The organism is Blautia sp. HCP3S3_H10_2 (assembly GCF_052122375.1).
In the GTDB taxonomy this organism is placed as follows: domain Bacteria; phylum Bacillota; class Clostridia; order Lachnospirales; family Lachnospiraceae; genus Blautia_A.
The window spans coordinates 171,340-184,888 of the sequence record NZ_JBQKCL010000007.1; the positions used below are offsets into that span (position 1 = coordinate 171,340).

Annotated in this window: 7 protein-coding genes; all 7 read left to right on the plus strand. The window is 43.2% G+C overall.

Features of this window, described 5'->3' with window-relative positions; all coding sequences use genetic code 11:
• Positions 1-65: 65 nt before the first annotated feature.
• A complete protein-coding gene (locus ACTQWB_RS09685) occupies positions 66-7,544 on the plus strand; it encodes a type II secretion system protein (RefSeq protein WP_441501052.1) in 7,479 nt (2,492 codons plus the stop codon).
• Positions 7,545-7,599: 55 nt separating this feature from the next.
• Entirely contained in the window at positions 7,600-8,331 is a 732-nt protein-coding gene (locus tag ACTQWB_RS09690; protein ID WP_441501053.1) for a hypothetical protein, read from the plus strand.
• Positions 8,328-8,639 carry a hypothetical protein gene (locus ACTQWB_RS09695; protein WP_441501054.1) on the plus strand — a complete coding sequence of 104 codons (312 nt, stop codon included), beginning with the start codon at positions 8,328-8,330 and terminating at the stop codon, positions 8,637-8,639. Before ACTQWB_RS09690 ends, ACTQWB_RS09695 begins: the two co-directional genes overlap by 4 nt.
• An 81-nt stretch (positions 8,640-8,720) precedes the next feature.
• Positions 8,721-9,320: a hypothetical protein gene (locus tag ACTQWB_RS09700; protein ID WP_441501055.1), complete on the plus strand. Its 600-nt coding sequence runs from the start codon at positions 8,721-8,723 to the stop codon at positions 9,318-9,320.
• A 51-nt stretch (positions 9,321-9,371) separates the two neighbouring features.
• Entirely contained in the window at positions 9,372-11,096 is a 1,725-nt protein-coding gene (locus ACTQWB_RS09705) for a GspE/PulE family protein (protein WP_441501056.1), read from the plus strand.
• 27 nt (positions 11,097-11,123) lie between these two features.
• On the plus strand, positions 11,124-12,170 hold the full coding sequence (locus ACTQWB_RS09710) for a type IV pilus twitching motility protein PilT (RefSeq protein WP_441501057.1): 1,047 nt from the start codon (positions 11,124-11,126) through the stop codon (positions 12,168-12,170).
• 41 nt (positions 12,171-12,211) lie between these two features.
• On the plus strand, positions 12,212-13,426 hold the full coding sequence (locus ACTQWB_RS09715) for a type II secretion system F family protein (RefSeq protein WP_441501058.1): 1,215 nt from the start codon (positions 12,212-12,214) through the stop codon (positions 13,424-13,426).
• The last annotated feature ends 123 nt before the right edge of the window (positions 13,427-13,549 follow it).

A 13,549-nucleotide genomic window follows, 5' to 3' on the forward strand; every position in this document is an offset into this window, starting at 1 on the left:
GTTTAAATAAAAACTGCAGATGAGACGAATTACGGAAATGAATAAAAATATATTGAGGTAAAACCATGAATTTATATGATAAAAATAAAAATAGAAAAGGATATACGCTGGCCGAGGTACTGCTCACAGTAGCCATACTTCTGGTTCTTATGGCGATTGCCATACCGGCAATTTTTGCCATACAAAGAAACCTGCGCCAGAAAGCCCTGGATAATAAGGCAGAGCTGATTTACACGGCAGTGCAGAACAATCTGGTGAAGATGCAGAGTAATGGTAATAGTTCGTTGTATGCGAAGGATAAAGCGAATCCGGTAACAGCGAATCCAAGTGATGCAGATGGCGATAAGAGCTCTATATTGTATTATGTTACTGCGAGCGAAAGGGAGACATCAGGAAATGTAGCAAGTGTTTTAGTCACAAAGGATACCGTTGATGATGACCTATACAATCATTACTGGGTGGTAGAATATAATCCGGACAGTGCCAGTGTGTATGCGGTGTTCTATAGTGAAACAAGAGATAACTATGATACGATTACTTATAATTCTCTTCGTTATAAAAAGGCAAGACTGGCTGATGGGGCAGAAGTAGGTTATTACGGTGGAGATATGATTGCAGGAGGAAACACATCTACCCTTGCGCCGACTTTGACGATTACAAATGAAGAAAAACTGGTGGCCACAATCAGCTGCAAACGACCAGATGCCAATGATCTGCTGTTTGATGTGACAATGGAAGACAGTGAGGGCCATTCCCTGACTTTGCGCTATAAAGCACAGGGAGGTACAATGGTTCACCGTTCAGACGATATGTATGTAGAAAATCAGCCGACCTCAAAGAATGAGGAGGGTACAGTCAGAGGTATCAGGTATGAACTGAAACTGACTTTGGATGATTTGAAAAATGCGGAATCCCGTTTTTCTAATCTGTACAGCTCTAACAAAGTGACAGATATGACGAAAAGGCTGACTCCGGGTAGCAGTTTGAAAATTACAGCAACGGTAAAAAGTTCTGGAGCGTTTGCTGATTCAGCAGAAGTCAGTGCCACTACAAACAGTCTTTTTGCAGATAACTCTTCAGAAAATGAGGCGGTTATTATGTATGGCCGACACCTTCAGAATCTGGATCAGACTTCTGGTGTGACGAACAAAATTACATCTGCGATACAGCAGAAGGATATTCATTTTGAAAAACAGGATGACTTGGATGAAGAAACAGAAAATACAAGCTCCTGGTATAGCTGCTACAAAGATAAAACCTTTACACCGATTACAAATAACAATCTGACAGGTTATTCAGCGAATTATTCAGTTGATACAAACGGAAATACGCCAGTTATTTATCATCTGAATGTAGCGAATGAAAATAAAGCTGGATTATTTGCAACGTTGAAAGATGGCATGACCGTAGATTCGGTACGTTTGTCTGGAACCAGTATAACGGGAAATCATAGTGAAAATTCTGTTGCAGGTGCAGTTGCAGGTGAAGCTGCTGGTGCGGTAACACTTAGAAACTGTCAGGTATTCTTAAGCAATGAAGATGTTACCGGAAAAACAGAAGCGGACTATTGGATTACAGGCGCCAAAATACAGGGGGGACTTATTGGAAGAACTTATGGAAATGTAACAATTGACAAATGTTTTGCTTCGACTGTCATGGGGGCTACGGATGCAACGCAGGTTGGCGGAATGATTGGAAGGACTGGAGTGCCTGACAACAATAGTAAAGCAACAGTTACAGTTACAAATTCATATACAGATTCTTACCTGACCGGAGCTGTCACAGGCGGAGTTATAGCAGCTTCCGAAAGTGAAATCAGTATCAATCTCAATTCCTGCTATACTGTAGGCTATCAGACTCCTTTGAAAAATGGCGGAGGACTTGTTGCAAAGGTAGGGAGAGCAACGGGGGCAGATATGGTAAACTGCTATTCAGCGGTTAAATGGAATACCGTTTCCAATACTTCACAGTCAGGAAATGCAGAGATTGCATCTCTTGCTTCTGGAACCGCAAGGAACAGCTACTTTCTGAATGGTGGAACAGACTATATGAAAGCACCGGGTGAATTCGGGGAAAATTCTGGAAGAGGAACAAAAGTAGACTACAAAACGTTGAGTAACCGTACTGCTATGGCTGCAAAGCTGGGAGAAGCCTTTACCAGTACTGCTGTTTCTACCAATGCCTATAATCTGAAAAACCAGGGCCTAACGGGATACTCATACCCGGCACTGAAGGACATTGCACATTACGGAGACTGGGAAGCTACATTTGAGTCTGGAAGTCTGGTTTATTATGAAATCTATCGGGAAGGTGAGAATGTATCTTATGGTGTGTTTGGCGGTAATATGCCCTCTACGTTATCAGATGATAAGACCATTATTGGAGATGGATATGGAGTTGCATATGAGGCAGGGGCGGAAATTCCGTCAGATAAAATTACGATTTTTTATGAAACAAAAGATAAAGATACATTAGAAAAAGGTGAAATTAGTACAGCGGATGATGCAATCAGATATTCTGTAACAGTAAATAGCGAAAGTGAAGAAAAAACTTATTATGTATATCCACTTTCCTCTGAAATTGTAAATGCACAGGCAATCCCAGATACCTATTATCAGAAATTGGTAATTCAAGGGGAAGGTGCTGTAGGCGTTGCGGACACAGACGAAAGTGCAGAGGAAATTTCAGGAAGCGTATTTTACTATAATCCGCATTTTGCCAAAACTGCTGTAAATGCCACTGAGGCACCAGCTGTTCCAACGAATATCAGCATTCGTACAGCCAGACAACTATATCATTTAAGCCTTTACTATCCTGATTATGCGGAAAAAGTGAAAAACAGCACATTTTTTCAGGAAACAAATATTGATTACAGAGACTATTCCTGGAATGAATATGCAGGAGTCTATCTGGTACAGGTACAGGAACCTATCGGAGTAAGAAACAAAAATATTACTCCATTTACAGCTGCATATAATGGAAACTGTTATGAAATTCGCGGAATCAGTTTCTCTACATCGGCAACAACAGTAGGATTTATTGGAGAGAACCGTAGACTTGTGCAGAATGTTTTTCTTGTTTCTGATTATGAAGAAGGCGGCTCTAATCCATATCTGGAATATCAGGGAACCATTGGAACAAACAAAACAATCTATATGGGAGCACTGGTGGGAGTCAACAGTGGAAGAATCCAGAACTGCGCAGTCAGTGGTTATACCATGAATACAACGAAAAAAGTATTTGTGCGAAGCAATGGAACCTTCTATTTTGGCGGCCTGACAGGAAGCAATAGCGGAACCATTCTCAATTGTGAAGCGGATACTCCTCTGATTAATGCAGAGATTCTTTATGGAAATGCATATCTTGCCGGTTTTGCCGGCGAAAATGCTTCGGGAGGAAGAATCCGGAACAGCTATGCAATCGGTCATATTATGATTGAAAATGCAAAAGGTGGAAAGACGGTAATCAGTGGCTTTGCTTCCAGAAATGCCGGATATTTAGGGGGGGACTACTGCACAGTTGCGTTGACTGCGTCTGGAGCTAATACTACATCTTATGGATTTTCCCCTCGTGGAAATGTATCAGATTGCAGTTATCTTAGTGGTGGTACATTCCGTTATATAGGTGAATTATATGCCTTTGATAATGAAAATGGCGGTGGCACGAAGAAGAGCTATAAAGACATGGAAGTAAATAGCGAAAATGATTCCCGCTGTCACAGTGCAACCGGCAGTGACAGCAATTTAAGTTATCCATTTAAAACTGTTATTACAGACAAAGAAGGAAATGCACGTCACTATGGAAACTGGGAAATAAAAGAAAATCTTGGTGCAATTGGCATTGTCTATTGGGAACTTGAACAGGGGGGCTCTAACGATGGATATCATTTCTCTTATAAAGGTTATAAAGGAAATGACGATGCGTTAGAGATGATCAGTGGAAGCACTCTGTGCAGGCAGCATGATGATGGCGGTGTTATTACGGAATATGGCTATGGCTATTATTATGCAAGTATAGATGGAGAGGATTGGAGTGCAGATACCAGTGAAGGAGCAAATGTTCCGAAAATAAACGAAAAGAAGGACTTCCAGACTGGCAACTGGAATAGTGAGGCTTCCCAGGCTTTGAGCAGCCGTCTGGATGGCTTTACAGTGGTTGCATATACCACCAAACCGGCAATCGGAACTGCTGACTCTGATGATTATATGTGCATGGTTGCGAATGAAAGATCTGTTGCAAATGGTGAATGGACATTCTTATACCAGGGATTGAAGTATACATTTACGTTTAATCCATTCTTTGCCAATGCAATGCAGTATGGAACCAGCAGCGATAATGGTATGCCGAAGAGCTTAAGCCTGACAGAAAATGGAATTGCCACACAGGCGGAAAGTGCATATCCAATGCCTGGAACAGCAGAATGTAAATATGAAATCCGTTCAGATGACCAGTTGGAGTATTTGAATTGGAATTGCAGTACTAAGAATGCTATTACGGATATAACCAGTAATAATACAAATATCGTTGAAGGATATACATACTTGGGGTATATGTATACAGCTGAGACTAGGGGAGACCAAATTGGATCTGCCAATTATTTCTGGAATCAGACACATGATGTGGATGCAAATATGAAGCCAAATGAGACTACAGAGCTTTTTTATCCGATTGGTTCTCTGTTTGATGCAAATGGATCTGCTGATGGAAATGCGGCTGCAAGGGCAGATGCATATATGGCATTTTTTAGTGGCGCATACAATGGAAATACTTATTCTATTAAAAATATAGAAATAAACAGTGGGAATACAGCTGTAGGGTTGTTTGGCTGTATTATAGGTGCAAATGTTGAAAACGTTGTTTTATATTCGGACAATGGAAATTATATTCAACGAACATCAGATGCTAAAACCTGGTATGTAATGGGAGGATTATGTGGCCTTGCAGCTGTAGGACAGGAAAAAGAGTCAGGCTCTGTATACATAACGAATTGTACGGTATCAGGCTATAATATTCAGGATAACAGCACAAAAAGTGCATGGGGAGATGCATGTATTGGTGGAATGTTTGGCATGAGTACAATGGATTTGAAGAAATGTACAGCAGTTAATAATATTATATTAAATACGGAATATACCAATGGGAAGGGAATAAAAACCGATGGTGTATCTGTGCGAACCGGTGGTCTGGTTGGCAGTATGCGTGGAAAAATAAGTGATTGCTATACTGGCGGTGAGATATCAATTACGCCGCGATGCCTGGAAAATGCACGGCAGTCTTATGGCTCGAAATTATTTCTCGGCGGTATTACCGGTGGAATTTGCATGAGAAGTGGAAACTTCCTGAAGCTTCTTGGAAAGACAGTGTTAGGTGTTACAGGATGGACAAATTCTTCTAAAGATACAACGGCTTATGGGGCTGAAAATGGAAAAAAATGTGAAACAAATACAACCGAAATTACAAATTGTTATACATATATAAAAATGCCGTCCAAAAATGAGGAAATTAACAGAATCAAGTCAATAGAACCAATTGGCAGTAATGGAGAAACACCGTTTGAAAATCAAAGCAATTATCATGTAAAGGTTCTCGTGAAAAATTGTTATTATTATGGCAATAATATTCCTAAAACAAAAGAATTCCAGGTTAAAGACCATAGCCCAGGATATACTACTGGAACATTCTGGAATTCTGATTTAAAACAGAATGTATATAGAGAATGGACGAATATAGACAGTGATGCGAAACCTATTACTTGGAAACAACTGGCCGGCATAGAAAAAATAAACGGAAAAACATTAGTAGAGTTGTTAAATGAAAATCAGGTAGAGGAAAATAAATTCTCTACCGTTACGACCTCTGAAAATGGCCAGGATGTTGATGGTAAATATACTTTCCCTGGCAATCATGGTGAATTGGATGGAGAGAACTATCCTTTCCCCACAATTTTGAAACAGAACGGCAATATTAATATTCATTATGGTGAATGGCCGCTGGAAGGTATATACTGGGAAGAGAACCGCGCAACTATGGATATTTTTGAAGATTTACAAGTAGAAGATACCACTGCGCAGACAGAAACGGTGTGGGCCGAAAAAGAATTCCGGCTTTTGGATCCGGTACCTGTTTTGGCACCAGGATATAATCAGTTTACCATCAGTTATAGCAATGGAGAAGATGATACCAATACAGCAGTGGCTTCATTTGCTGGAGAAGATGGGGAAGCGAATATAGCCACATTTTCAGATGGAGACAGTGAGATTGGTGATTCGGAGGGCTTTTCAAGTGGAGGTGATTCGGATGTTTCGCAAGTGGGAGCTTCCACAGAAAGTGCCCAGCAGACAGAAGAACCTGGTACTGTTGAATTAACTGGGGAAGATCTGATTGCAGAAGTCAGGGACATTCGTTATGATGAAGTAAATAAGTGTTATATTGCTACGGTTCGGGCTTTGAGAACGGGAGCAACCATTATCACTGTTACAGCCAAAGATGTGAATGGGAATGAATACCGTGCTTCTTTCAATCTTAGTGTAAGTGCAGATCTTAGTGTATCAACGGACCCGGAAAAGCTGGAAATGAATACAGGGGAAACCGCTGCGGTTAAGGTGCATGCGAATGCTGCTTCTTCTCCGATATTAGATGGCGAGGATGTTACAGAAGTCCAATCCGCCGGAAACGATGGATGGGTAGCTGGAAGTGATGACGAAGCGATAGATGAAAATTCTTATGTAGACATTGTAACAGATAATGAAGCAGAAGAAGTGGCTGCGGGAACTGCGCAGACTACAGGAAAGGATCTTGCTTCCAGGATGACGTGGACGATCACATCGGATGATCCGGATATAATTGGATGTACTGCAGTATCCGGAGGCAGATTTAGTGTACAATGTTATGGAACTTTGGATGCGCCTGTAACCTTGACGGTTACCGGAACTTATACTTATAATAATGTTGATTACAGTGGAATTGCCTGGGTAGAAGTAACGACTAAGAATGAGGCGGAAATTCGTTGGAATAACGCAAACGAGTCTGTAGTGTTAAATGCAACAACGACAGCTACGAATCCTGTAAAGGCTACATTCTTTTTAGAGGATGCAACAGGATGCCTTGCAGAAACATTGGCATTATCTGACTTTACGGTAACAAACGAGGTTTCCCAGCAGAATGCTACAGAAGATGAAGTTGTGGCTCAGGCGGCATCCGATGTGGGAGCAAGCGTTGTTGCTATTGAGAAAGTCACAGATGGGTATAATGTTACGGTGGCAGTATCTGCTCCTGGAACCTACCGGCTTACAGTAAATGCAAAAGGAAAAGATAATAAGGATTACAGTGCATTTTGCATCTTTACGGCACAGACGAAAATAGCTGCAACAAATGGAACAGATGAAACGAATCAGATTATTTCATCAGATACGCCGACTGAGGATTCTGGATTTACTTCAGAAGAAAGCAATAATCAGGAAGACCAGAATAATGAGGGAGTGGATATGATTCCAAATCAGGAAGCAGATGGATTCTCAGATGATCTTGCTGGATGGGAAGGCTGACGCGCTGTTCTGCACGGGAAAAAGACAAATTGTAACAGAAAGGAGGTGCTTTGAAATGCTCAGAATTAGAATCGAGAAAAAACTGAAGTCAAATCGGGGTACCTCCATATTTTTTGGATTGTTACTTTTTATGGTTGCGTCTATTCTTAGCGCGGTAATGCTGAGTGCTTCTGTTACCACTGTAAAACGGGTGGAATCCGATAAGAAGGTAGAACAGAATTATCTGACCTGCTCCAGTGCAGCAAAGCTGTTGCGGGATGAAATTGTAAATACAAGTATAACATATTATCGAAGCACTGTTATAAGAGTACAGGGAACAGGAGGCATGGTAGAACAGGATACACCTGAAGCTGAACGCTGGAAAAGTAATCCGAAAAATACATCAATCTCGACAGAGTTTGCCCAATCTCTTCAGGATTATGTTCAGACCTTTGCAGAACGTAGTTCAGTATCTTCTAATACATTAAAGCGAACGTATAATATTTCTGTACCAACGGCAGAGGGGACAGAGCTCAGACAAACTTTTGTGCCGGTGACTGCGAATTGTATTATCCAAGAGGCAAAAAGCGGAAATGGATATGATATTACTATAAAGCTGTCAACAGGGGCAACTGCAGATGACTGTCAGATTGTGGTATATCTGACGGGTGCAGTAAATGAGAAGTTTGATACAATAAATGACCCCAATAAAGGAACTACTACTACAACTGTTAATAAAACATATACCTGGACGGCAACCGATTTTATTTACGGAGATCAGGAGCGTACTTCGGAGGCTGGCACATGAGAAATAGAATAAAGATTTTTCGAAAAAAAATAAATAGTACATCTGGAGAGACGATTGCAGAAACATTAGTTACCATGATTATACTTTCACTGGCAGTTCTAATGCTGGCGGGAGCGGTAGTTACATCTGCAAGAGTCAATAAAAAAGCTGATAATACTGATACCTCATTTTCTACAGAAAGTGAAATTGTAACGCATGATAAAGTGACAATCACAGACGGCTCAAAAGCAGGCACGGCTGCAGAAATTTCGATTTCAGTAAACTTTCACGAAACAGAAAATGGCTATAAATATTATGAAGTACAATAATTTATGTAACTTTTACTATGAAGTAAATTAATTTGCAAAATTTTAGGCTTTCAGTCTTATGATTTCCACAGGAGAAAAGCAATGAAACACACAGCGAAAAAACGAATAATAAACAGAATACGTGGTAAGCTGTCAGAAAGACGAGGCTTTTCCCTGGGGGAATTGCTGGCGGCTACAATTATTTTGCTGCTGGCAAGTCAAGTAATGGCACAGGGAATTGCTTTTGCAACACGAATGTACAATGAGACATTATCCCGTTCTCATGCCAAGCAGCTTTGCTCTACATTGACGAATTCCATAGAAACAGAACTTCGATATGCTACCAGTGCAGCTTTGGACGGAAGCAATCGTTTAACGGCTTATTTCAGTGTAGTTTATGGACAGACAAAAAGCGGTTTTTGCGCATTGGATGAAAATGGAAACGTGATATCAGGTACAGATGGTGGCGAATTGGCCATACAGGTAACCGATAAAACTACCAATGCAATAATCTGGCAGAAGCTGATTTCTTCTGCAAGCTATAGTTCCTATGATCTGAAGGCTGAGGCGGGGAACATAACATATGATGAATCAAATAATGTGTTTCATGTAGTATTAAATATTAGTGATAAAAATGGAAAATTACTTGTTACCAATGCATTTGATGTACTTCCGGTAAACAAGATTAAGATAACGAAGTAATCTATAATAATATAAAGAATCAACATTTTACAACACAAAGGAGAGACCCCAATGGCATACAAACGTCTTGGTGACCTGCTGATCGCGGCAGGTACCATTACCCCGGAAGAACTGGATATGGGCTTACAGCGGCAGAAACAGACCAAGGAGCGACTTGGTGCAGCTCTGATTTCTGCTGGGATCATCACAGAGGCGGAGCTGATCGAAGCCCTTCGTCTTCAGCTGGGTATTGAATACATAGATCTTTCGAAGACAACCATTCCTATTTCACTGGCGCAGGCGGTTCCGAAAAATATTGCGAAACAGTTCCAGGTAGTGCCGGTGCGCATCGAGAAGGATGAGCTGTATCTGGCTATGAGTGACCCGATGAACTTCTACGCGATCGAGGAAGTGAAGAAGGCGGTTCGTAAGAAAATCATTCCGATGATCGCCACTGCCGCGGGTGTAGAGCATGCCATCCTGGTACTCTACGGAAATGAGGGTGCTGCCAGAGCCATTGAGGCCATGAAGCGTGAGGCACCCACAGAAGAGAAGGATACAGAGGAAACCCAGTTCTCAGGAAACATCCTTAATGATAATATCAACGATGCCCCGACTATCCGTCTGGTAAACTCCATTATCGAGCGTGCCATTCTGGAACGTGCCAGTGATATTCACATTGAGCCAAAGGAAAAAGAGCTTCAGGTGCGTATGCGTATCGACGGTGTGCTCCGTAAAATCCTTACCATTCCGAAGAACCTGCAGAACTCTGTTATTTCCCGTCTGAAGATCATGAGTGGAATGGATATCGCAGAACGACGTATTCCACAGGATGGACGTTTCAATGTAAAGAATAAAAAGCGTGAGTTTGACCTTCGTGTAAACTCCCTGCCTACTGTTTATGGAGAGAAAATCGTTGCCCGTCTTCTGGACAAAAGAGCCGGATATCTTACCCCGGATTCCATTGGTCTTATGGGAGATAATCTGAAGAAATACCAGCGCGCCATTCATTGTAACAGTGGTGTTATCCTGATCGCAGGACCTACCGGAAGTGGTAAATCTTCCACTATGAACACCATGATTTCCCAGTTAAATACAGAGGAAGTCAATGTAGTAACCCTGGAGGATCCGGTTGAGTATAATATTGACGGTGTAAACCAGGTACAGATCAACGAGAAAACCGGTATGGATTTTGCCAATGGACTTCGTGCCATTCTCCGTCAGGACCCGGATATCATTGCAGTAGGAGAGATCCGAGACGGTGAGACCGCCCAGATCAGTATGCGTGCCGCCATCACAGGACATGTTGTGCTTTCCACTATCCATACCAATGATGCGGTGGGAACCATTGAGCGTCTGGAGGATATTGGCGTAGAGCCGTATCTGATCGCAACTGCTCTTCGTGCCGTTATTTCCCAGCGACTTGTCCGTCGTATCTGCCCGAAATGCAAAAAGAGCTATGAGGCATCTGATGAGGAAGTGCGCCGTCTGGGGATGGATACTGGCCATAAGCACATTTTTTACCGTGGCGAAGGATGCGCAGACTGCTTTAATACCGGTTATCGTGGACGAATCGGTGTATTTGAGATATTGGAGATCACTCCGGAAATCCGCCCGCTGATTTCCCAGCAGGCCGGCCGCCCGGCTATTGAGAAAGAGCTGGCAAGCGACCACAGCGATTTTAAGACTTTGCGGGAAAACGCCATCCAGCTGGTGGAAGAGGGAATTACCACTGCGGAAGAAGTGCAGCGTGTTATTTATGAGACCGGGGATGTGAAGAGCGCAGAAGAAGAGTGAGATAACAGAAAGTAAGGAGACTAGATTATGTACAATATAGAAGACTTAACCGAACTAGCGAAACGAAACGGTGCTTCCGACATCCATCTGGTATGCGGCCTTCCGCCGAAATACCGTCTGGATGGACAGTTGGAAAACATGGCAGATGAGCGGTTGTCAGAGGACGACTGCGGCAGGCTCTGCCAGGATTTGGCAAAGGACGCCATGTATGAGAAACTGGAATACACGGGGGAACTGGATTTCTCCCGTGAGATCAGGGGAATCCGCTGCAGATGTCATGTATTCAAGCAGCAGGGCAAGGTATCAGCCGCCATCCGTCTGCTTAGCGAATCCATTCCAAAACTGGATTCACTGGGACTTCCGCCCTCAGCACTGGAATTCACCAGACTTCACAAAGGAATCGTTCTGGTAACTGGTGAGACCGGTTCCGGTAAATCTACCACTTTGGCGGCTATGCTGGATGAGATCAATCATACCAGAAAGAACCATATCGTAACCCTGGAAGATCCTATCGAGTATGTTTATGCCCCGGATCTTTGCGTGATCAACCAGAGAGAAGTGGGAAAAGACACGGCAAGCTTTTCCGAAGGTCTGCGTGCCAGCCTGCGAGAAGACCCGGATGTTATCCTCATCGGTGAGATGCGAGACAAGGACACCATTGAAACTGCTATCACAGCAGCTGAGACCGGACATCTGGTGTTCGGAACCCTGCACACAGGAAGCGCATCAGATGCCATTGACCGTATGGTGCAGGTTTTCCCGGAAGGAATGCAGAACCAGATCCGTCTCCAGCTTTCCATGACATTGATGGCAGTTATTTCCCAGCAGCTTGTGAAGAAAAAAATGGGCGGCCGTGTGCTGGCAAGTGAGGTTATGGTAGTAACAGACGCTATCCGTAACATGATCCGTGGCGGAAATACCCCGCAGATCGCCAACGCCATTGCAACCAGCGCTGCCATTGGCGGACAGACCATGGACCAGTCTCTGGTAAGTCTGGTAAGATCCAGACAGATCGACAAGGCGGAAGCTCTGGAATACGGTCACGATGCTGCGTATATCAGGAAGAACGCGTAAAAACTAAATTTTGTAACATTTAACAGAAAGGTGGGCAAGAATTGGCAACCTACAAATATACAGCCATTTCCAAAGATGGAGTGAAAGTCTCCGGTGTTGTAGAGGGCTTTAATGAATTTGATGCGGTTGACCGTATCAAGCAGGACTGCGATATTGTCCTGAAGCTTACGGAAGTGGAAGAGAAGAAGCCTGGGCTTCTGAATATGGAAATCGGTGGAAACCGTCTGAATACCAAGGCATTTTCCCTGATGTGCTCTCAGTTTTCCATTATCCTGAAGTCCGGTATTCCCATTGGCCGTACCGTCCGGCTGATCGGGGACAAAATGACCGATAAGAAGCTGAAGGGTATTTTGAAAAAAGTGGCAGAGGATGTGGAAGCAGGCCGCAGCGTGGCAGCAAGCTTTCAGGAACGGGGCGGCAAGATTTTGCCGGCAGTTTTCATAGAGACGATCCGTGCCGGAGAGGAATCCGGTAACCTGGCAAGGGCCTTCGAGACCATGTACCAGCATTACGACAAACAGATAAAAATGCGCGCAAAAGTGCGGAACGCCCTGATTTATCCGATTTTCGTCCTTGCACTTTCTGTAGTGGTAGTAATCGTACTGATGGTAAAGGTTGTGCCCACCTTTATGGATATTTTCGAATCCTATGATGCGGAGCTGCCGCTGATTACCCAGTCGTTGATCTGGGTATCCAATTTCTTTAAGAAGTATATTTTCATGATCATTGTGGTTCTGGCTGCCATCGGCCTGATTTTCAAGCTTTACGCCAATACGGAAAAAGGCCGTCTCAACGTGGCGAAGCTTGCCCTGAAGCTGCCTGTGCTTGGAAATGTAACTCTCCTTGGCGCAGCCAGCGAGTTTGCCGCGAACCTGACGACCCTGATCGGTGCTGGTCTGCAGCTGACAAAGGCTGTCAGCATTACCGCCCGTGTAATCGATAATTATTACATCAGCCAGTGCGTGGGCAAGATGACTTCCCGTCTGGAAGAGGGACACACTCTTGGAGAATGTATGCGTGAGGCGAATTGTCTGCCGGATATCCTGGTGGATATGACTGCAGTCGGGGAAGAGACTGGCGAGCTGGAAGGCACTTTGCATACCGTTTCCGGTTACTATGAGGCTGAACTTGACATGGCAGTACAGGATGTTCTGAAAAAACTGGAGCCAACTTTGCTGGTTTTCATGGCTGGCGTTGCGGGGTATATTGTACTGGCCGTTTATATTGCAATGTTCCAGATGTATAGTGTTATGTAACAGAAATGTTTTAGATGTATAGCGTTATGTAACGGAAATGTTTTAGATGTATAGCGTTATGTAACGGCCATGTTTTAGAGATATAGCGTTATGTAACGGTAATGCTTCAGAGGTATAGCGTTA